Consider the following 19666-nt stretch of genomic DNA (forward strand, 5'->3'; position numbering starts at 1 on the left):
CGGAGCGGGGGCGGCGGGTGCCGCAGCGGCCGGACGTGCCGGCGCGGCGGGTCGGGACGGCGCGGGGCGCGCCGCGGGCTGCGCGGCGCCACCGCCGGCAGCGGGGTACGTGTCGCGCAGCTTGCGCACGACCGGCGGCTCGATCGTCGAGGACGCCGAGCGGACGAACTCACCCATCTCGGTGAGCTTCGTCATGATGGTCTTGCTGTCGACCCCGAGCTCCTTCGCGAGCTCGTAGACGCGAAGCTTGGCCACTTCTCTCCTGTCTCGGTCCGCCCGAGACAGGGTCGGACCGTCGTTAGTGCTGGGTGCGCGTGCGCATCTGCTGGGTGCTCATCGCGAGGCACTCATCGGTGCGTGCTCATCGGGTCGCCATCGGCTTCCAACCCGCTTCCTTCATCGACGGTCGACGTCGGTGCTCCCGACGCCGTGAGCTGGTGCTCGAGGTGCTCCCGCACCGCAGCCACGTCCGGCACGGCCTGCAGTCGCAGGGCCCTGCCGAACGCGCGTCGGCGCGTCGCGAGCTCGAGGCATCCAGGATCGAGGTGCAGCCAGGCACCCCGGCCCGGCATCCGGCGGGCGACGTCCACGACGAGCGCGGGTCGACCCGCGCCGTCCGGGACGGCGACCACCCTCAGCAGGGCGGACCTGAGGCCGGTGGCTCGGCACCCCACGCACGTGCGGACCGGCGCACCCGCGACCTTCCTCGTGAGACGGACGTCTCGGCGTGCTGAGGAGGCAACGGACTGCGTGCCGACGGTCGCGTCGGCGTGCGGGGACTGCCGGGCGTCCGGCCCAGCCACGGTGAGTCTACCCCCGCGGGTCACCCCGCGTCGTCCGGGTTGCGCGCGGCGGCGCGGTCCGCGGCCGGCGCGGCACCGGTCTCGTCACCCTCGGCGTCCGAGCGGATGTCGATGCGCCAGCCGGTGAGCTTGGCGGCCAGACGCGCGTTCTGGCCCTCCTTGCCGATCGCGAGCGACAGCTGGTAGTCCGGCACGACGACCCGTGCGGCCCGCGCGTCGGGGTCGACGACCGTGACCGAGATCACCCGCGCGGGCGACAGCGCGTGCGCGACCATCTCCGCCGGGTCGTCGCTGTGGTCGACGATGTCGATCTTCTCGCCGCGCAGCTCGGCCATCACCGCGCGCACGCGGCCGCCCATCGGACCGATGCACGCACCCTTGGCGTTGACGCCCGGCACGGTGGCCCGGACCGCCATCTTGGTGCGGTGCCCGGCCTCGCGCGCGAGCGCCGTGATCTCGACCGTGCCGTCCGCGACCTCGGGGACCTCGAGCTCGAACAGCTTGCGCACGAGGTTGGGGTGCGTGCGTGACAGCGTGACCTGCGGACCGCGCGTCCCGCGCGCGACCTCGAGCACGTAGCCGCGGATGCGCTCGCCGTGCACGTACGTCTCGGACGCGACCTGCTCGTGCGCGGGCAGGACGGCCTCGGTCCCGCCGACGTCCACGAGCACGACCCGCGGGTCGGGGCCCTGCTGGATGACACCGCCGAGGACCTCGCCCTCCTTGCCGCGGAACGTCCCGAGCACCTGGTCGTCCTCGGCGTCGCGCAGGCGCTGCACGATGACCTGGCGCGCAGTGGCGGTCGCGATGCGGCCGAACCCCGAGGGCGTGTCGTCGAACTCCGGCATCTCGGCCAGGACGTGCCCGTCGTCGTCGACCTGCGCGGCCTCGCGCGCCCACACCGTGACGTGACCCGTGCGGCGGTCCACCTCGACGCGGGCGCGCTGGTGCGCGCCCGGCGTGCGGTGGTAGGCGGAGAGCAGCGCCTGCTCGATCGCGGCGACCAGCACGTCGAGGCTGATCTCCCGCTCCCGCTCGAGGCTGCGCAGGGCCTGCATGTCGATGTCCATCAGCTCTCCCGTCCGGCGTCGTCCGCGCCGTCGTCGTCGGGGCCGAGCCCCGACAGGTCCACCTCGACGCGCGCGTCCGCGACGTCGTCGAGCGCGATCGTCAGCGGGGCGCCGATGCGCGGCGGCCGCCCCTTCAGCCCGGGGGTGACGGGGACGACGACGAGCGCGTCGTCGTCCTGGACGTCGGTGAGCCGACCCGTCAGGACCTCGCCGTCCCGGCGTCGCACCCGGACCGAGCGGCCCACCGCGTGCACGAAGTGCCGGCGGGCGGTCAGCGGGCTGTCCGCGCCGCGCGAGCCGACCTCGAGCGTGTACTCGCCGGCGACCGGGTCGGACGCGTCGAGCGCGTCGGACACGGCGCGCGTCACCTCGGCGACACGGTCCAGGTCGACGTCCCGCTCGTCGTGCTCGTCCGGGCCCACGAGGACCTCGACGACCTGCCGGCCGCCCGAGCGGCGCACGCGCACGTCCTCGAGCACGAGACCGGAGGCGGCGACCACGGGGTCGAGCACCTGCCTGACCCGCTGCGTGGATCCGGCTGCGGATGCGGCTGCGACCATGACCGCCTCCTTCGTGTGCACGGGGCCGGGGCCCTCGAGTTGTGGCACCCAGGGTAACGACTGTCGCGGGCACGCGACGGCCGGTACCCGGCCGCCGGGGGTCCGCGTGGCAGGATCGCCCGCGATGAGCACCGCGATCCCGCCCGTCCCGTCCACCTCCCGCGTGGCGAGGATCACGCGCGTCCGGGCGCGCCGGCACCCGCTCGCCACCCTCGCCGTGCTCGCTGTGCTCGCGCTGAGCGGGTGCGGGATCCGGCTCGAGACGCCCCCGCCCGTCGAGCCGTCGCCGGACGCGGTCGAGCAGGTCCGCGGCCGCACGGTCGCCGACGCGCTCGCGCTCGAGGCCGCGGCGGACGGCGCGCTCGCCGTGACGACGGACCAGGCCGTCGCGCCCCTGCTCGCGCAGGTCGCGGACGTGAGCACGCGGCACGCGGCCGCCCTGGGCGGCAAGTACGAGTCCGGGATCGTCGACGCGGACAGCGGGCCGAGCCCCACGCCGAGCCCGACGACCGCCACGACGACCGCGCAGGACGTGCTCGCGCTCCTGGGCACGACGACCGCCACCGCCCGGACCGACGCGAGCACCTCCGACGACGGTCCGCTCGCGCGCGTCGTCGGGTCCGTCGCCGTCGCGCGCGGGGACCTCGCGCTGCGGCTCGCGATCGCGCTCGGCGAGGACTCCCCCGCCCCCGGGGTACCCGACGAGCTCGTCGTGCCCGCCGAGGTCCCGCCCGTCGTCGGCGGCCCGCTCGCCCGCGCGCACGACGAGGCGGGCTTCGCGCTCGAGGTCGTCGCCGCGCGCGGCGCGAAGGACGCCCGCCCGACGGTCCTCGCGCAGGCGCGCGCGCAGCGGACGCGCGCCGAGCAGTGGGCTGGCGCCGCCGGGATATCGGGCACGCCCGACGAGACACGGCTCGCGCAGTACGCCCTGCCCGCCGACCTGGACGAGCCCGCCGCGCTGGCCGCGCTCGTGCGGGGCGTGCACGCCGGGATCGGGCAGGCCGCCGCGGCCGCGCTCGCGCAGGTCCCCGCCGGCGCGCGGGAGCCCTACCTCGACGAGCTCCGGGTCGCCGTGGAGCGCGCACGCGCGGCCGGCGCGCCCGTGCAGGCGTTCCCCGGCCTCCCCGAGCAGACGGACCCGACACCCGCAGCGACCCCGGATCCCGCAGCGACGTCCTGAGGCCGCAGCGATGTCCTGAGCCCGCAGCGACGTCCTGGGCCCCGGCGCTCGCGTCAGAGCAGAGCGGCGACCCGACCGGCGACGACCTCGACCGCGTCGGCGACCGGCACGTTCTCGCTGTCGCCCCCGGCGCGCGAGCGCACCTCGACGACACCGTCGGCCAGACCCCGGCCCACGACGACGACGAGCGGCACGCCGAACAGCTCGGCGTCGGCGAACTTCACGCCGGGCGAGACCTTCGGGCGGTCGTCGTACAGGACCTCGACGCCGCGCGCCTCGAGCTCGCGCGCGAGCTCGTCGGCGGCGTCGAACACGGCCTGGTCCTTGCCGGTCGCGACGAGGTGCACGTGCGCGGGCGCGACGTGCGCGGGCCACGCGAGGCCCTTGTCGTCGTGGTTGGCCTCGGCGAGCGCCGCGAGGACGCGCGTCACACCGATGCCGTAGGAGCCCATCGTGACGACCTGCGCCTTGCCGTTCTGGTCGAGCACGGTCAGGCCGAGCGCGGCGGCGTACTTGCGGCCGAGCTGGAAGATGTGGCCGATCTCGATGCCGCGCGCGAGCTCGAGCGGGCCCGAGCCGTCGGGCGCGGGGTCGCCCGCGCGGACCTCGGCGGCCTCGACCGTGCCGTCGGCCGTGAAGTCGCGGCCCGCGACGAGGTCGAACACGTGCCGGCCGGGCTCGTTCGCGCCGGTGATCCAGCGCGTGCCGGCGACGACGCGCGGGTCGAGCAGGTAGCGCACCGCGGTGCGCTCGGGGTCGTCGGCCGCGCGACCGTCCGCGTTGGGCCCGAGCACGGCGGGGCCGATGTACCCGCGCACGAGCTCGGGGTGAGCCGCGAAGTCCGCGTCGCCCGCCGCCTCGACCTCGGCCGGGGCGACCGCCGCCTCGAGCCGCTTGAGGTCGACCTCCCGGTCGCCGGGCAGGCCCACGACGACGAGCTCCCGCGCACCGTCCGGGTGCACGAGCGCGAGCACCACGTTCTTGAGCGTGTCCGCGGCCGTCCAGGCCCGGTCGGGGCGCGCGAAGCGCTCGTTCGCGAGCGCGACGAGCGTGTCGATCGTCGGGGTGTCCGGCGTGTCCTCGACGTGCGCCGCGGGCGCGTCGTCGAACGGCAGCGCCTCGGGCACGACGGTGGTGACCGCCTCGACGTTCGCGGCGTACCCGCCGGGCGAGCGCACGAACGTGTCCTCGCCGATCGCCGTCGGCGTGAGGAACTCCTCGGAGCGCGAGCCGCCCATCGCGCCGGACGTCGCCGCGACGATCACGTACTCGAGCCCGAGCCGGTCGAAGATCCGCTGGTACGCCAGGCGCTGCGCCTCGTAGGACGCCTCGAGGCCCGCGTCGTCGACGTCGAACGAGTACGCGTCCTTCATGACGAACTCGCGGCCGCGGATGAGGCCCGCGCGCGGGCGCGCCTCGTCGCGGTACTTCGTCTGGATCTGGTAGATCGACAGCGGCAGGTCCTTGTACGACGAGTACAGGTCCTTGACCAGGAGCGTGAACATCTCCTCGTGCGTGGGCGCGAGCAGGTAGTCGTTGCCCTTGCGGTCCTTGAGCCGGAAGATGTTCGGCCCGTACTCCGTCCAGCGACCGGTCGCCTCGTACGGCTCTCGCGGCAGCAGCGCCGGGAAGTGCACCTCCTGCGCGCCGGCGGCCGACATCTCCTCGCGCACGACCGCCTCGACCTTGGCGAGCACGCGCAGGCCGAGCGGAAGCCAGGTGTAGATGCCGGGGGCGGCGCGGCGGATGTACCCCGCGCGCACGAGGAGCTTGTGGCTCGCGACCTCGGCGTCGGCCGGGTCCTCGCGCAGCGTGCGGACGAACAGCGTGGACAGACGCAGGAGCATGAGCGGAAGCCTAGTTGCCCCGCGCGCGTTCCCCGGCACGCTCCGCCCCGACGTGGGCCACGATGGACCCGTGCCCGAGCTTCCCGAGGTCGAGGCGCTCGCCGCGTTCCTGCGCGAGCGCACCGTCGGCCGCACCGTGACGCAGATCGGCGTCGGCGACATCGCCGCGCTCAAGACGTTCCGCCCGCCGCCCGACGCGCTCGTCGGCGGGACGGTCGTCGACGCGGGCCGGCACGGCAAGTGGCTGGACCTGCTCGTCGCGACCTCGACCGGCGAGCCGCTGCACCTGGTGTGGCACCTGTCGCGCGCGGGGTGGGTGCGCTGGTCGGAGAAGCTCGCGACGACGCCCGTGCGGCCGGGGCGCTCGCCGCTCGCGCTGCGCGTGCGCCTCGACGACGGCTCGGGGTTCGACCTGACCGAGCAGGGCACGCGCAGGCGGCTCGCGGTGCACGTGGTCGAGGACCCCGCCGACGTGCCGCAGATCGCGTCGCTGGGCGTCGAGCCGCTCTCGCCGGAGTTCACGCGCGAACGGTTCGGCGCGCTGCTCGCCGCGCGCAACCAGCAGGTCAAGGGCCTCCTGCGCGACCAGGGCACGATCGCGGGCATCGGCAACGCGTACTCCGACGAGATCCTGCACGCGGCGCGCACGTCACCGTTCGCGCTCACCGGCAAGCTGTCCGACGAGCAGGCCGACGTGATCTACGCGGCCGTGCGGGAGGTGCTCGCGCAGGCCGTCGCCGAGGCCTCGGGCAAGCCCGCGGCCGAGCTCAAGGACGCCAAACGACGCGGCATGCGGGTGCACGGACGCACGGGCGAGGCGTGCCCGGGCTGGGACGGTGTGCCGTGCGGTGACACCGTGCACGAGGTGTCGTTCGCCGACTCGTCGCTGCAGTACTGCCCGACGTGCCAGACCGGCGGCAAGCCGCTGGCCGACCGGCGCCTGTCCCGGCTGCTGCGCTGAGCCACGCGCGGCGCGGGCGGGGACCGGCTAGAACAGCACCGTCGCGTACGAGCCGACCTGGCGGAAGCCCACCGCCGTGTACGCCGCGATGGCGCGGGCGTTGTAGTCGTTGACGTACAACGAGACCACCGGGGCGACGTGGTCGCGCGTCGCCTCGACGACGGCCGCCATCCCGTGCTCCGAGAGCCGCACACCGCGCCGCTCGGGCTCCCCCCACACGCCCTGGACCTGGGCGACCCCGCCGGCGACGGCCCCGAGCTCGGCCTTGAACGTGACGCGCGGCGCCCCGTCCGACCCCGGCTCCATACGCACGAACGACCGTCCCTGGTCGATGAGCGTGCGCACGCGCGTCTCGTACGGTCCGCGCGGGCCGCTCGCGGGCGAGTACCCGACCTCCTCGGTGAACATCGCGATGCACGCCGGGAGCACGAGGTCGAACTCGTCGGGGCGGGACAGGCGGACCTGCGGGTCGGCCGACACCGAGGGCGCGGTGTCGATCACCATGGACGGCTGGTCGGGCCGGACCTCGCGCACGCCGGGCCACACCGCGCGCAGGCGGTTCCACAGCCCCAGGACGGCGGGAGCGGGCCCGACGATCGACGAGCAGCGCCGACCCTGTCGGGCCGCGCTCGTCGCGAACGCGTCGAGTGCGTCGGACACGACCGCGGGGTCCTCGACGGGCACCACGGGCACCATGTTCGCGCCCGCCCAGCACACCGCGACCAGCGCGCCCCCGTGGTGGTAGCCCCACAGCGCGCCGCCGGCCCCGCCCAGCCGGGCGGACCGCGCCGCCTCGATCCGGGCCGTCGCCAGCACCGAGCCGACGGGGTCGAGCGCGCACACCTCGAGCGCCGCCCCGAGGTCGACGTCGTCCAGGACTCGTGCCCCGGGCCGGCGGTCGAGCAACATCGCACGCCGCGGGCCCATGAGCCGATTGTGCCTCACGCCCCCGGGATGCGCCGTCAGCCGACGGTGACGACCGGGCTCGTGCCCTCCTCGCTCGGCTCCATCGTCTCGGCGATGCGCATGGCCTCCTCGATGAGGGTCTCGACGATCTGCGACTCGGGGACGGTCTTGACGACCTCGCCCTTGACGAAGATCTGGCCCTTGCCGTTGCCCGACGCGACACCCAGGTCCGCCTCGCGCGCCTCGCCGGGCCCGTTGACGACGCACCCCATGACGGCGACCCGCAGCGGCACCTCGAGACCTTCCAGGCCGGCGGTCACCCGCTCGGCGAGCGAGTACACGTCGACCTGCGCGCGCCCGCAGGACGGGCACGAGACGATCTCCAGCTTGCGGGGCCGCAGGTTGAGCGACTGCAGGATCTGGATCCCGACCTTGACCTCCTCGACCGGCGGCGCGGACAGCGAGACGCGGATCGTGTCGCCGATGCCCTTGCTCAGCAGCGCGCCGAACGCGGTCGCGGACTTGATCGTCCCCTGGAACGCGGGGCCGGCCTCGGTGACGCCGAGGTGCAGCGGCCAGTCGCCCCGCTCCGAGAGCAGCTCGTAGGCGCGCACCATGACGACCGGGTCGTTGTGCTTGACCGAGATCTTGAAGTCGTGGAAGTCGTGCTCCTCGAACAGCGACGCCTCCCACACGGCGGACTCGACGAGCGCCTCGGGCGTCGCCTTGCCGTACTTCGCGAGCAGGCGCGGGTCGAGCGAGCCGGCGTTGACGCCGATGCGCAGGCTCACGCCCGCGTCCGCGGCGGCACGTGCGATCGCGCCGACCTGGTCGTCGAACTTGCGGATGTTGCCCGGGTTCACGCGGACCGCGGCGCACCCGGCCTCGATCGCGGCGAACACGTACTTCGGCTGGAAGTGGATGTCCGCGATCACCGGGATCTGCGACTTGCGCGCGATCGCGGGCAGCGCGTCGGCGTCGTCCTGGCTCGGCACGGCGACGCGCACGATGTCGCACCCCGCGGCCGTCAGCTCGGCGATCTGCTGCAGCGTCGCGTTGACGTCGGTCGTCGGCGTGGTCGTCATCGACTGCACGCTCACCGGCGCGTCACCGCCGACCTCGACCTTGCCGACCCGGATCTTGCGGGTGGGACGTCGCGGCGCCAGCACGGGCGCGGGGGCCTCGGGCATGCCCAGGGAGATCGGTACGCTCACGCGCCCATCATCCCACCTGCGCGGCGAGGTGTCGGCGTGCGGGCGCGCGTGCACCGGGTACCCGCACGCGATCACCACACGACCGGCGGGTCGGTGCGGGTCAGCGGGACCGGATCTCCGCGACGCGGGCGCGCACGAGCCGGTCGAGGACGTCGTCCGGCACGGGCCGTTGCGCCGAGAAGCGCAACGTCCCCTTGGACGACGAGAAGCCCGCGAGGTCGTCCCGGACGGTGTCGAGCGCCGCCGGGCTGAACGGGTAGAGCCCGATGTGCGCCTTCGCCACCACCACCGCCAGCAGCGGCCTGCCGTCCAGCACGAGCGCGGGCATCCCGTACCCGACGCCGTCGCGCGCGTCAGGTGATCGTCACGGGGTCGACGATGTCCGCGTACACGAGCAGCAGCCCCATCGCCCCGAGCACCACGAACACCGAGTACGCGAGCGGGACGAGCTTCGCCGAGTCGAACGGCCCCGGCCGCGGCAACCTGCGCAGCCGCGCGACCTGGCGCTTGCCGCCCTCCCACAGCGCGGCCGCGACGTGCCCGCCGTCGAGCGGCGGCAACGGGATGAGGTTGAACACGAACAGCGCGATGTTCAGCGCCGCGAGCATCTCGAGCAGCATCGCCAGCCGCAGCCCCCAGTCGATGCCCTCGCCCTGCACGGAGGCCACCTCGCCCGCGAGCCGTCCCACGCCGACGATCCCGACGATCGAGTCGGAGCCGCGCTCGCCGTCGCCGAACGTCGTCTGCACCAGGTCGACCACGCGCGCCGGCAGCGTCGCCACGACCGACACGGTCTGCCACGTGCGGTCCGCGACCTCGCCCGGGACCTCGCCGAGCGTCGCCGAGCGGTACTGCACGGTGGGTGACACGCCGACGAAGCCCACCGGCACCGTGACGAGCGTGCCGTCCTCGTCGTGCACGGGCGCACCGTCCTCGTCGTACGCCGGCCGCTGCGCGACCACGGGCGTGACGCTGAGGTCGACCTGCGCACCGTCCCGCTCGACGACGACGTCCGTGGGCTCGGCACCGGTCGCGCGGATGAGCGTCGAGAGCTCGTCCCACGACGAGACCGGGGTGCCGCCCCAGCTCAGGACCGTGTCGCCCGGGCGCAGCCCCGCGGCCGCGCCCGGCGCCGCCTGGTCCGAGTCCGCGCACGCGCGGTCCGCGTCGTCGCCCGGCGGGATCACGCACTGCGACACCGAGTCGAGCGTCGTGGACGTCACCGGGACGCCGAAGCCCATGAGCACGATCGCGAGCAGGACGAACGCGATGAGCAGGTTCATCACGGGCCCGCCGAGCATCACCACGAGCTTCTTGGGCGTCGACAGGCGGTAGAACGCGCGGTGGTCCTCCCCCGGCAGGATCTCCGCGGCGCTCGCGTCGCGGGCGTCCGCCGCGAGCCGTCCCATCCACGTGCGAGCGGGCGGGTTGCCGACGGCGTCCGCGGGCGCGTACATCCCGACGAGCCGCACGAATCCGCCCAGCGGGATCGCCTTCACCCCGTACTCGGTCTCGCCGCGCGTGCGGGACCAGAGCGTGGGCCCGAACCCGACGAAGTAGTGGCTCACGCGCACACCGAAGCGCTTCGCGGGCACCATGTGCCCCACCTCGTGCAGCGCGATCGATCCGAGCAGCACGACGAGCGCGATCAGCACGCCCAACAGGTACGCCACACCAGCCTCCTCGACGCCCGGCACCGGGACGGGTGCGGGTCGCCCCATCATCCCCCGAGACGCTGTGCGCACGTGACGCCCTGCGCTCCTGCGTGGCGAGTTGTCCGCGCGCGGCCGCCGGGCGAGCATCAGCGGATGGACCTGCGTGCCCTGCTGCGCCCGACCGACGCCGCCGACGACCCCGCGCCGTGGGTCGACGAGGCGGCCACGCCCCGGCCCGCGCTCGACGGCGACACCACGTGCGACGTGCTCGTCGTGGGCGCCGGCCTGACCGGTCTGTGGGCCGCGTACTACCTGCTCGAGGCCGACCCGGCGCTCGACGTGCTGCTCGTCGAGCGCGGGACGACCGGTCAGGACGAGCGCGGGATCGGCGCGTGCTCTGCGCGCGTCGGGCTCGACGCCGACGGCATCGCCCAGCGGTACGGCGACGCCGCCGCGCACGACGCCCGTGCCGTGCTGCGCGACGCGGTCGTCGAGGTCGGCGGGGTCGCGGCCGTCGAGGAGGTCGAGTGCGGCTTCCGGTTCGGGGGCGAGCTCGTCGTCGCCGGGGACGACGAGGCGCTCGCGCGGCTCGCGCGGCAGGCGACCGCGGCGACACGCTGGGGCGACGAGACGCACGTCCTGGACGCCGCCGCGCTCGCCGACCACGTCGGCGTCGAGGGTGCCGTGGGTGGGACGTGGTCGCCCGAGGCCGCGCGGCTCGACCCCGGCGCGCTCGCGCGGGGGCTGCGCGACGCGCTGCTGGCGCGCGGGGCGCGCGTGGTCGACGCCACGGCCGTGGCGCGCGTGAGCGCCGGCGCGGCGGTCACGACCCACGGGACCGTCCGCGCCGCGAGGATCGTCGACACCCGCCCGTCCGGTGCGAGCCGGGGCGCCGCGACGCTCGCGACCGCTCCCCTGCCGGAGGCGACGTGGGCGGCGGTCGGTCTCGCGCGCGGCGAGGTGCTCGCGCACTGCGACGGGCTGCGCGTCGTGCGCGAGCCCGCGGGGCGGCTCGTCGCCGGGTGCGCCCCCGCCGCCCGGCGCGGCACCCGTGCGGTCGGCGCCGCGGCGCGGTCGGCGGACGCGCTGCACGCCGCGCTCGTCGCGCTGCTGCCCGTGCTCGCCGACGCCCCCGTCACGCACGCGTGGCAGCGTCCGCTCGCCGCGCCGGGCGCGCTGCCGTCGGTCGGGCTGCAGGCCGAGCACGCGTGGGCGCGCAGCGGCGGCACCGGGCCGGCGGCGGCCAACGTCGCCGGCAGGACGCTCGCCGAGCTGGTCACCGGCACGCAGTCCGCGCTCACGCGCGCGCCGTGGGTGCGGCGCGGCTGAGGCCCGCACCCACGGTGCTGCCGGTGGGTCAGGCTCGTGGGTCAGGCCCGTGGGTCAGACCCGCGCGAGGATCTCGTCGGCGCGGGCGCGCGCCCAGCGCTCCGCCTCCAGCACGACGTCGAGCGTGAGGTCCGCCGCCCGCGTCCCGTCGTGCTCGTCGACCACGCGCTCCACCGTCGACACGATGTCGAGGAACCCGATGCGGCCCGCCAGGAACGCCGCCACGCACTGCTCGTTCGCCGCGTTGTAGACGGCCGGGTGCGTCGCGGACGCGGCCACGGCGTGCCGCGCGAGCCGGACCGCGCCGAACAGCTCCTCGTCGAGCGGCTCGAACGTCCACGCCGTGGGGCTCGTCCAGTCGCACGCCGCCGCCACGTCGTCGAGCCGGTCCGGCCACGACAGCCCCAGCGCGATGGGCAGGCGCATGTCCGGCGGTGACGCCTGCGCGATCGTCGAGCCGTCGACGAACTGCACCATCGAGTGCACGACGGACTGCGGGTGCACGACCACGTCGATCCGGTCGGCCGGGACGTCGAACAGCAGGTGCGCCTCGATGAGCTCGAGGCCCTTGTTCATGAGGGTCGCGGAGTTGATCGTCACGACCGGGCCCATCGCCCACGTCGGGTGCGCGAGCGCCTGCTGCGGCGTCACGACCTTGACGTCGTCAGCCGTCCAGCCGCGGAACGGCCCGCCCGACGCCGTGAGCACCAGACGGGCCACCTCGACGCGCCGGCCGGAGCGCAGCGCCTGCGCGATCGCCGAGTGCTCCGAGTCCACCGGCACGACCTGGTCGGGCCGCACGGTCGCGGCGTGCACGAGCGCGCCCCCCACCACCAGGGACTCCTTGTTGGCGAGCGCGAGCGTGCTCCCCGCGCGCAGCGCCGCGAGCGTCGGGCGCAACCCCACCGAGCCGGTGATGCCGTTGAGGACGACGTCCGCGCCGGCACCCGCGAGCTCCTCGGCCGCGGCGGAGCCCGCGAGGACCTCCACGCCGGGCACGCCCGCCCCCGCGAGCGCCTCGCGCACCGCCGGGACCCGCGCCTCGTCGGCGACCGCGACGACGCGGACGTCGAACCGTGCCGCCTGCGCTGCGAGCGCCGCGGGATCGCCGCCGCCCGCGGCGAGGCCCACGACCTCGAACCGGTCCCGGTGACGGGCCACGACGTCCAGCGCCTGCGTCCCGATCGAGCCCGTCGACCCGAGCAGGCACACGGTCGTGGTCATGCGAGCCTCCTCGCGGTCCTGGCCGGCCGGCGTCCGTCGTGCGTCACTCGACGCCGAGCAGGACCTCGACCGCACGCGCCATGAACGCGTCGACCGCCGGCTCGCCGTACGCGTCACGGCCCTTGCGGCGCCGGAACGTCGCCGAGCGCACCTCGCCCGACGTCAGCGGGACCCCGCGGTCGAAGTACGCCACCAGGCGGTGGCACAGCTCGTCGACGTCCGCGGGCTCGTACCCCTGCTCGCGGCCCTCGGGCGGCGCGAACCGATCACCGTCCGGACGGCCGAGCCGGCCGTAGAGCGTGCGCGCCTGCTCACCGAGCTGGGCCATCCACGCCTGCTGACCGTGCTGCGCGACGTGCTCGGCGCGCGCGCGCGCGACGAACGCCGACTCCAACCGGTCGAGCGCCGCGTCGACCGCCGCGGTCGCGTACCCGCCGCGCACCATCTCGAACCCGACGCGGCGCACGTCCTTCGCCGACAGCGCGGTGCCCGGACCCTGCTCGTACAGCTGCCGCGCGTGGTCGAAGAACTCGTCGACCGCGTCCGGGTCGTACCCCGAGCGCAGCCGCGACACGGTCCGGAACATCCCGTCGCTCACTCGTCCTCCTCCGCGGCGAGCTGGCCGCACGCACCGTCGATGTCGCTGCCTCGGGTGTCCCGGATGGTCGTCGGGATCCCGTGCGCACGCAAGCGTGCCACGAACTCCTGCTCCACCCGAGGATCGCTCGCCGTCCACCTCGAGTTCGGCACCGGGTTGAGCGGGATGGGGTTGCAGTGCACCCAGCCCTTGCCGCGCGCGTTGAGCTTCTCGCCGAGCAGGTCGGCACGCCACGCGTGGTCGTTCACGTCGCGGATCAGCGCGTACTCGATCGACACGCGGCGGCCCGTGACGTCGAAGTAGTGCCGCGCGGCGTCCAGCGCCTCGTCGACGTCCCAGCGCGTGTTGACCGGCACCAGCTCGCTGCGCAGCTCGTCGTCCGGAGCGTGCAGCGAGAGCGCGAGCGTCACCGGGATGCCCTCGTCCGCGAGCTTGCGCATCGCCGGGACCATGCCCACCGTCGAGACCGTCACGTTGCGCGCCGACAGGCCCAGGCCCTCGGGGGCGGGCGCGACCAACGTCCGGACGGTCGCCATGATCGCCTTGTAGTTCGCGAGGGGCTCCCCCATGCCCATGAACACCACGTTCGACAGCCGCGTCGGGCCGCCGGGGACCTCACCCGCCTGCAGCGAGCGCGCCGCCTCGCGGACCTGCTCGACGATCTCGGCGGTCGACAGGTTGCGCGTCAGGCCCATCTGGCCCGTCGCGCAGAACGCGCACGCCAGCCCGCAGCCCGCCTGGCTCGAGATGCACAGGGTGGTGCGGTTCGAGTAGCGCATCAGCACCGACTCGACCTTCGCGTGGTCGAACAGGTGCCACAGCGTCTTGACCGTGGTGCCGCCGTCGGCCGTCTGCGTGCGCGCCTTCGTCAGGAGCGGCGGGAACAGGTCCTCGACCAGCTTCTCGCGGCTCGCCGCGGGCAGGTCCGTCATCGCGTCCGCGTCGGCCGTCAGGTGCGTGAAGTAGTGGGTCGCGAGCTGCTTGGCGCGGAACGGCTTCTCGCCGAGGGCCGTGACCGCTGCGACGCGCTCGTCGGGCGTCAGGTCGACGAAGTGGCGCGGCGGCTTGCCGCGCGGACCGCGCACGGGCGACGAGAGATCCAGACGGACGGGGGTGGCAGGCACGGTGGTACTCCGGGACGAGAGGGCGGTGCTCAGAACAGCACGGGAGGCGGCTGGAGCAGCGTGAGGATGAGGTAGACGGCGGGCGCCGTCAGCAGGAGCGAGTCGAGGCGGTCGAGGACACCGCCGTGACCCGGGACGAGGCGGCCCATGTCCTTGAGCTCGAGGTCGCGCTTGAGCATCGACTCGGCGAGGTCGCCGAGCGTCGCCGACACCACGGTCGACAGCCCCAGGAACACGCCGACCAGCGGCTCGCCCTCGAAGGCGACCTGGATGCTCACGACCCCCACGACGCACGCGAGGACGAGCGAGCCCGCGAGGCCCTCCCAGGACTTCTTCGGGCTGACCGACGGTGCGAGCGGGTGCCGCCCGAGCAGCACGCCGACCGCGAACCCACCCGTGTCGCTCGCGACGACGAGCAGGATGAACACCATGACGCGCGCGGGCCCGTCGCTCTCCGCGAGCATGAGCATCACGAAGCCCGCCAGGAACGGCAGGTACGCGGCCGCGAACGCGCCGCCGATGATGTCGCGCAGCGCGCGCGACCCGCTGCCGTCGAGCACGCGCCACACCATGACGCCGCCCACGGTCAGCATGAACGACACGAACAGCGCCTCGGAACCCGCCGTGTACGCCGAGACGAGGATGCCGACCGAGCCGACGAGCAGCGGCAGCAGCGGCAGGTGGATCGCGCGCCGCGCGAACGCCTGCGCGAGCTCCCACAGCCCCGCGCAGACCACGAGCACCGCGAGGACGACGAACGCCTCCTTGCGGATGAACAAGGACGCGACGACGACGACGAGGAGGCCGACGCCCACCGTGATCGCGACCGGGAGGTCGCGACCCGGCTTCGTCGAGCGGGGGGCTGCGAGCTGCGTCATCAGACCTCGAGGAGCTCGCTCTCCTTGGCGGCGAGCAGGTGGTCGATGAGCTCGACGTGCCGCTTGGTGAGCGCCTCGAGCTCCTTCTCCGCACGCGTGACCTCGTCCTCGCCGGCCTCGCCGTCCTTGACGATGCGGTCCAGCTCCTCCTTGGCGCGGCGGCGCACCGAGCGCACCGAGATGCGCGCGTCCTCGGCCTTGTGCTTCGCGAGCTTCACGAAGTCGCGGCGACGCTCCTCCGTGAGCGCGGGCAGGACCACCCGGATCACGTTGCCGTCGTTCGTCGGGTTCACGCCCAGGTCCGAGTCCCGCAGGGCCTTCTCGACCGCCGCCGTCGACGACTTGTCGAACGGCGAGACGAGGATCGTGCGCGCCTCGGTCACGTTGAACGACGCGAGCTGCTGCAGCGGCGTGGGCGCGCCGTAGTAGTCGACGAAGATCTTCGAGAACATCGCCGCGTTCGCACGACCGGTCCGGATGGTCGCGAAGTCGTCCTTGGCGACCTCGACGGCCTTGTCCATCTTCTCCTCGGCCTCGAAGAGAGTCTCGTCGATCACCGGTGCTCCTAGGTGTCGGTCGTGCTGGGCGTGGGTGGGACTGCGCTGTGGGAGGACCGTGGCCTCAGCCGACGGTCACCGTCGTGCCGATCTTCTCACCTCGCAGGACGCGGGTGACGTTGCCCGCGCCCTCCAGGCCGAAGACCTGCATCTGCATGTCGTTGTCGCGGGCCATCGACAGGGCGGTCTGGTCCATGACCCCGAGGTCGCCCACGATCGCGTCGGTGTAGCTCAGGTGCTCGAGACGCCGGGCGTCCGGGTCCTTGCGCGGGTCCGCGGTGTAGACCGCGTCGACGCCGTTCTTGCCCATGAGCACCTCCTGGCAGTGCGTCTCGAGGGCGCGCTGCACGCAGACGGTGTCGGTCGAGAAGTACGGCATGCCGGCGCCCGCGCCGAAGATCACGACGCGGCCCTTCTCGAGGTGCCGGATCGCGCGCAGCGGGATGTAGGGCTCGGCGACCTGGCCCATCGTGATGGCGGTCTGCACGCGGGTGCTGACGCCGGCCTGCTCGAGGAGGTCCTGGAGCGCCAGGCAGTTCATCACCGTGCCGAGCATGCCCATGTAGTCCGCACGCGCACGGTCCATGCCGTTCTGCGCGAGCTCGGCGCCGCGGAAGAAGTTGCCACCGCCGACGACGATCGCGACCTGCACGCCCGCCCGGACCGCAACCGCGATCTCCTCGGCGATGCGCCGGATCACGTCGACCGCGAGGCCGACCGCCCCGCCGCCGAACGTCTCGCCCGAGAGCTTGAGGAGCACCCGCCGCGGGGCGGCGCTCGTGTCGTCGGTGGTGGGGTCCGGGGTCACTGCGCCTCCTGCGTGCGGTCGGGATGGTGCTATGACGGTGGCCCCGGCCGTGGGCCGGGGCCACCGATCAGGTGTGCAGGTCAGGCACCCACGCGGTACCGCACGAACGCCGTCACCGAGCCGCCGGCCTCCGCCAGCACCTGGCCGACCGACTTCTTCGGGTCCTTGGCGAACGGCTGGTCGACCAGCACGGTCTCCTTGAAGTACCCGGTCAGACGGCCCTCGACGATCTTCGGCAGCGCGGCCTCGGGCTTGCCCTCGTTGCGCGCGGTCTCCTCGGCGATCTTGCGCTCGTTCTCGACCGTCTCGGCCGGGACCTCGTCACGCGTGAGGAAGGCCGGCGAGTACGCCGCGATGTGCGTCGCGATGTCGCGCGCCACCGAGGCGCCCGCCGCGTCGGTCGCCACGAGGACGCCGACCTGCGGGGGCAGGTCCTTGTTGACCTTGTGCAGGTACACCTCGACGTGCTCGCCGGCCACGTGGGCCAGGCGGCGCACGACGATCCGCTCGCCGAGGGTGGCGGCCGTCTCGTCGACGATGTTCTGCACCGTGGTGCCCTCGTACTCGGACGAGGTCAGCGCGTCCGCGTCACGAGCGCCCGTGGCCACCGCGGCCGCGAGCACGCGCTCGGCCAGCGAGATGAACGACTCGCTCTTCGCGACGAAGTCCGTCTCCGAGTTGACCTCGACGAGCACGCCGGACTGGCCCTCGCCGTCGGCCGTCGGGCCGACGTGCGCCGCGACGAGACCGTCCGACGCCGAGCGGCCCTCACGCTTGCCGACGCCCTTGAGGCCCTTCACGCGGATGATCTCGAGCGCCTTGGCGGAGTCGCCCTCGGCCTCCTCGAGCGCCTTCTTGACGTCGAGCATGCCGGCGCCGGTCTTCTCGCGCAGGTCCTTGATGTCCTGGAGCGAGTAGTTCGCCATCAGTGGTGTCCGTTCTTGTCGATGGAGCGGGATGCGGACGAGCGGGTGCTCAGGCCTCGTCGGCCGGCGCGGCCGGCTCGTCGGCGGCGGGCGCCTCGGCAGCCGGGGCGTCGGCGGCGGGCGCCTCGGCGGCGGGGGCCTCGGCAGCGGGGGCCTCGGCGGCCGGAGCCTCCGCAGCGGCCTCGGCGGCCGGCGCGGCGGCGAGGTCGGCCTCGGCGCCCGCGAGCAGCTCGCGCTCCCACTCGGCGAGCGGCTCGGCCTCGGCCTCGGCGCCGCCCTCGGCGGACGCCTTGCCGGAGTGACGCTTCATGAGGCCGTCGGCGACCGCGTCCGCGATCACACGGGTGAGCAGCTGCACGGCGCGGATCGCGTCGTCGTTGCCCGGGATCGGGTAGTCGACGACGTCGGGGTCGCAGTTGGTGTCGAGGATCGCGACCACCGGGATGCCCAGCTTGCGCGCCTCGTCGACGGCGAGGTGCTCCTTGTTCGTGTCGACGATCCACACGGCCGACGGGACCTTGGCCATGTCGCGGATGCCGCCGAGCGTCTTCGCGAGCTTGTCCTTCTCGCGGCGCAGGACGAGCAGCTCCTTCTTCGTCAGGCCCGAGGCCGCGACGTCGTCGAAGTCGATCTGCTCGAGCTCCTTGAGGCGCTGCAGCCGCTTGTGGATGGTCGAGAAGTTGGTGAGCATGCCGCCCAGCCAGCGCTGGTTGACGTAGGGCATGCCGACGCGGGCGGCCTGCTCGGCGACCGGCTCCTGCGCCTGCTTCTTGGTGCCGACGAACAGGATCGACCCACCGTGCGCGACGGTCTGCGACACGAAGTCGTAGGCGCGGTCGATGTAGGTGAGCGACTGCTGCAGGTCGACGATGTAGATGCCGTTGCGCTCGGTGAAGATGAAGCGCTTCATCTTGGGGTTCCAGCGGCGGGTCTGGTGCCCGAAGTGGACACCGCTCTCGAGCAGCTGGCGCATGGTCACGACGGCCATGGCACTTCCTTCCGTGGCGGGCCGCAGCGGCGGCACGCACGTCGGGCGGGGCACACCTGGATGAGCCCCGCGTTGCGGTTTGTCGGCCCCGGCGGTCGCCGGTGCCCCTGGCGCCACGACGGCCCGCACCGCGACCACCGGCGAACCGGCGTCCACGGACCTGTGCGGGCACGCCTCGCGGTGCGGGACCGGCTCGGCGGACGTACCGCCGGACGGTCGCGACCAGGATGATGGCGCGCGAAGTCGACCGGCTCTCACCGGTCGCGCGGCAAGTCTAGCCCACCGCGGGCCCGACCCCGACCGGACGGACCCGACCACCCGTGGTCACCACGACCCGACCCCAGCCCCGCGGCGAGAGCGCCTCCTCCCCAGCGCGCACCACGGTCGGCTCTGCGGCACCGGTCCGTGCAGCACGGTGTCCGCATGAGCGACCAGTGCACGCCGACGACGACCGCCCCGAGGCGCGGGGTGCGCCGCGCGCGGGCGTCGCGAGCGGGTGCTGCCGTCCTCGTCCTCGCGGCGGTCACGCTGGCCGCGCCGTCCGCCGCGCTCGTCGTCGCGCCCGGGTCGGCGCAGGACGCGTCATCGCAGGACGAGGGCGCGGGGGGCTACGTGCTGCCCCTCCCCGGTGCCCGCGTGGTGCGCGGTCTCGAGGCGCCGCCGCAGCCGTGGGCGGCGGGGCACCGTGGCGTGGACCTCGCGACGGCGGTCGGGGCGGTCGTCGTCGCACCCCAGTCGGGCGTCGTCGCGTTCGCGGGCCGCGTCGCGGGCCGGCCCGTGGTCACGATCCGCCACGACGACGGCCTCACCACGAGCCTCGAGCCGGTCACGACGAGCACGGCCGTCGGCGCGCGCGTCGCACGCGGCTCCCCGGTCGGCACGGTCGACGCCGCGGCCGGTCACTGTGCGCCGACGACGTGCGTGCACTGGGGGGTGCGGTCGGCTCCCGACCGCTACCTCGACCCGCTCACGCTCGTGCGGGGCCTGGGCCCGGTCGTGCTGCTGCCCGGGTGACCCGCCGTCCGCCAGTGCGGGACG

21 protein-coding genes are annotated in these 19666 nt (G+C 74.3%); 4 read left to right on the forward strand and 17 right to left on the reverse strand.

Annotated elements, in window-relative coordinates:
• From CUD01_RS02340 to rimP, 4 genes are all read right to left on the reverse strand, one after another.
• A partial coding sequence (locus CUD01_RS02340) for a translation initiation factor IF-2 N-terminal domain-containing protein (RefSeq protein WP_141318409.1) occupies positions 1-255 on the reverse strand: 255 nt, incomplete at its 3' end.
• Positions 256-347: 92 nt separating this feature from the next.
• On the reverse strand, positions 348-827 hold the full coding sequence (locus CUD01_RS02350) for a YlxR family protein (RefSeq protein ID WP_141318411.1): 480 nt from the start codon (positions 825-827) through the stop codon (positions 348-350).
• Positions 824-1873: a transcription termination factor NusA gene (gene nusA / locus CUD01_RS02355; protein WP_141318413.1), complete on the reverse strand. Its 1050-nt coding sequence runs from the start codon at positions 1871-1873 to the stop codon at positions 824-826. The genes CUD01_RS02350 and nusA overlap by 4 nt, the downstream gene beginning before the upstream one ends.
• A complete protein-coding gene (gene rimP, locus CUD01_RS02360; RefSeq protein ID WP_141318415.1) occupies positions 1873-2433 on the reverse strand; it encodes a ribosome maturation factor RimP in 561 nt (186 codons plus the stop codon). The genes nusA and rimP overlap by 1 nt, the downstream gene beginning before the upstream one ends.
• A gap of 124 nt (positions 2434-2557) precedes the next feature.
• Here rimP and CUD01_RS02365 point away from each other — a divergent pair, with 124 nt between their 5' ends.
• Positions 2558-3613, forward strand: coding sequence for a DUF4439 domain-containing protein (locus tag CUD01_RS02365; protein WP_166772110.1), 1056 nt, complete (start codon positions 2558-2560; stop codon positions 3611-3613).
• 53 nt (positions 3614-3666) lie between these two features.
• Here CUD01_RS02365 and CUD01_RS02370 read toward each other — a convergent pair whose 3' ends face one another.
• Positions 3667-5460 (reverse strand): proline--tRNA ligase, encoded by a 1794-nt coding sequence (locus CUD01_RS02370; protein ID WP_141318419.1) that lies wholly within the window; start codon positions 5458-5460, stop codon positions 3667-3669.
• A gap of 70 nt (positions 5461-5530) precedes the next feature.
• Here CUD01_RS02370 and CUD01_RS02375 point away from each other — a divergent pair, with 70 nt between their 5' ends.
• Entirely contained in the window at positions 5531-6421 is an 891-nt protein-coding gene (locus CUD01_RS02375; RefSeq protein ID WP_141318421.1) for an Fpg/Nei family DNA glycosylase, read from the forward strand.
• A 27-nt stretch (positions 6422-6448) separates the two neighbouring features.
• On the opposite strand, the gene CUD01_RS02380 is transcribed toward CUD01_RS02375, so the two are convergent.
• The 4 genes from CUD01_RS02380 to CUD01_RS02395 all read right to left on the reverse strand — a co-directional run bounded on the left by CUD01_RS02380 (position 6449) and on the right by CUD01_RS02395 (position 10214).
• Positions 6449-7348, reverse strand: a complete 900-nt coding sequence (locus CUD01_RS02380) for a GNAT family N-acetyltransferase (RefSeq protein WP_141318423.1) — start codon at positions 7346-7348, stop codon at positions 6449-6451.
• A 35-nt stretch (positions 7349-7383) separates the two neighbouring features.
• Entirely contained in the window at positions 7384-8541 is a 1158-nt protein-coding gene (gene ispG, locus CUD01_RS02385) for a flavodoxin-dependent (E)-4-hydroxy-3-methylbut-2-enyl-diphosphate synthase (RefSeq protein WP_141318425.1), read from the reverse strand.
• 100 nt (positions 8542-8641) lie between these two features.
• On the reverse strand, positions 8642-8869 hold the full coding sequence (locus CUD01_RS02390; protein WP_141318427.1) for an iron chaperone: 228 nt from the start codon (positions 8867-8869) through the stop codon (positions 8642-8644).
• A 25-nt stretch (positions 8870-8894) separates the two neighbouring features.
• A complete protein-coding gene (locus tag CUD01_RS02395) occupies positions 8895-10214 on the reverse strand; it encodes a M50 family metallopeptidase (RefSeq protein ID WP_141318429.1) in 1320 nt (439 codons plus the stop codon).
• Positions 10215-10349: 135 nt separating this feature from the next.
• Here CUD01_RS02395 and CUD01_RS02400 point away from each other — a divergent pair, with 135 nt between their 5' ends.
• Positions 10350-11525 carry an NAD(P)/FAD-dependent oxidoreductase gene (locus CUD01_RS02400; RefSeq protein ID WP_141318431.1) on the forward strand — a complete coding sequence of 392 codons (1176 nt, stop codon included), beginning with the start codon at positions 10350-10352 and terminating at the stop codon, positions 11523-11525.
• A 54-nt stretch (positions 11526-11579) separates the two neighbouring features.
• Here the strand turns inward: CUD01_RS02400 and dxr are convergent, their stop codons facing one another.
• From dxr to rpsB, 8 genes are all read right to left on the reverse strand, one after another.
• On the reverse strand, positions 11580-12749 hold the full coding sequence (dxr, locus tag CUD01_RS02405; RefSeq protein WP_141318433.1) for a 1-deoxy-D-xylulose-5-phosphate reductoisomerase: 1170 nt from the start codon (positions 12747-12749) through the stop codon (positions 11580-11582).
• A gap of 43 nt (positions 12750-12792) precedes the next feature.
• Positions 12793-13347 (reverse strand): DivIVA domain-containing protein, encoded by a 555-nt coding sequence (locus CUD01_RS02410; RefSeq protein ID WP_141318435.1) that lies wholly within the window; start codon positions 13345-13347, stop codon positions 12793-12795.
• Positions 13344-14471, reverse strand: coding sequence for a dual-specificity RNA methyltransferase RlmN (gene rlmN, locus CUD01_RS02415; protein WP_141318437.1), 1128 nt, complete (start codon positions 14469-14471; stop codon positions 13344-13346). The genes CUD01_RS02410 and rlmN overlap by 4 nt, the downstream gene beginning before the upstream one ends.
• A 29-nt stretch (positions 14472-14500) precedes the next feature.
• Positions 14501-15349, reverse strand: a complete 849-nt coding sequence (locus tag CUD01_RS16720) for a phosphatidate cytidylyltransferase (protein WP_141318439.1) — start codon at positions 15347-15349, stop codon at positions 14501-14503.
• Positions 15349-15906 (reverse strand): ribosome recycling factor, encoded by a 558-nt coding sequence (gene frr, locus CUD01_RS02425; protein ID WP_141318441.1) that lies wholly within the window; start codon positions 15904-15906, stop codon positions 15349-15351. The genes CUD01_RS16720 and frr overlap by 1 nt, the downstream gene beginning before the upstream one ends.
• 64 nt (positions 15907-15970) lie before the next feature.
• The gene (gene pyrH / locus CUD01_RS02430; RefSeq protein WP_094179740.1) at positions 15971-16714 is read right to left on the reverse strand and encodes a UMP kinase; all 744 of its coding nucleotides are present in this window, start codon (positions 16712-16714) and stop codon (positions 15971-15973) included.
• Between the two features lie 80 nt (positions 16715-16794).
• A complete protein-coding gene (tsf, locus tag CUD01_RS02435) occupies positions 16795-17640 on the reverse strand; it encodes a translation elongation factor Ts (protein ID WP_094179739.1) in 846 nt (281 codons plus the stop codon).
• Positions 17641-17689: 49 nt separating this feature from the next.
• Entirely contained in the window at positions 17690-18628 is a 939-nt protein-coding gene (gene rpsB / locus CUD01_RS02440; protein ID WP_141318443.1) for a 30S ribosomal protein S2, read from the reverse strand.
• A 423-nt stretch (positions 18629-19051) separates the two neighbouring features.
• On the opposite strand from rpsB, the gene CUD01_RS02445 reads away from it, so the two are divergent.
• A complete protein-coding gene (locus tag CUD01_RS02445) occupies positions 19052-19642 on the forward strand; it encodes a M23 family metallopeptidase (RefSeq protein WP_141318445.1) in 591 nt (196 codons plus the stop codon).
• Positions 19643-19666 lie beyond the last annotated feature (24 nt).

The organism is Cellulomonas uda (genome assembly GCF_006538705.1).
GTDB classification, from domain to species: Bacteria; Actinomycetota; Actinomycetes; order Actinomycetales; family Cellulomonadaceae; genus Cellulomonas; species Cellulomonas uda.

Coding starts and splice junctions, on each gene's coding strand:
- nusA (WP_141318413.1), bottom strand. CDS start 1,873: ATGGACATCGACATGCAGGCCCTGCGCAGCCTCGAGCGGGAGCGGGAG.
- rimP (WP_141318415.1), bottom strand. CDS start 2,433: ATGGTCGCAGCCGCATCCGCAGCCGGATCCACGCAGCGGGTCAGGCAG.
- CUD01_RS02365 (WP_166772110.1), top strand. CDS start 2,558: ATGAGCACCGCGATCCCGCCCGTCCCGTCCACCTCCCGCGTGGCGAGG.
- CUD01_RS02370 (WP_141318419.1), bottom strand. CDS start 5,460: ATGCTCCTGCGTCTGTCCACGCTGTTCGTCCGCACGCTGCGCGAGGAC.
- CUD01_RS02380 (WP_141318423.1), bottom strand. CDS start 7,348: ATGGGCCCGCGGCGTGCGATGTTGCTCGACCGCCGGCCCGGGGCACGA.
- CUD01_RS02390 (WP_141318427.1), bottom strand. CDS start 8,869: ATGCCCGCGCTCGTGCTGGACGGCAGGCCGCTGCTGGCGGTGGTGGTG.
- CUD01_RS02400 (WP_141318431.1), top strand. CDS start 10,350: ATGGACCTGCGTGCCCTGCTGCGCCCGACCGACGCCGCCGACGACCCC.
- dxr (WP_141318433.1), bottom strand. CDS start 12,749: ATGACCACGACCGTGTGCCTGCTCGGGTCGACGGGCTCGATCGGGACG.
- CUD01_RS16720 (WP_141318439.1), bottom strand. CDS start 15,349: ATGACGCAGCTCGCAGCCCCCCGCTCGACGAAGCCGGGTCGCGACCTC.
- tsf (WP_094179739.1), bottom strand. CDS start 17,640: ATGGCGAACTACTCGCTCCAGGACATCAAGGACCTGCGCGAGAAGACC.
- rpsB (WP_141318443.1), bottom strand. CDS start 18,628: ATGGCCGTCGTGACCATGCGCCAGCTGCTCGAGAGCGGTGTCCACTTC.
- CUD01_RS02445 (WP_141318445.1), top strand. CDS start 19,052: ATGAGCGACCAGTGCACGCCGACGACGACCGCCCCGAGGCGCGGGGTG.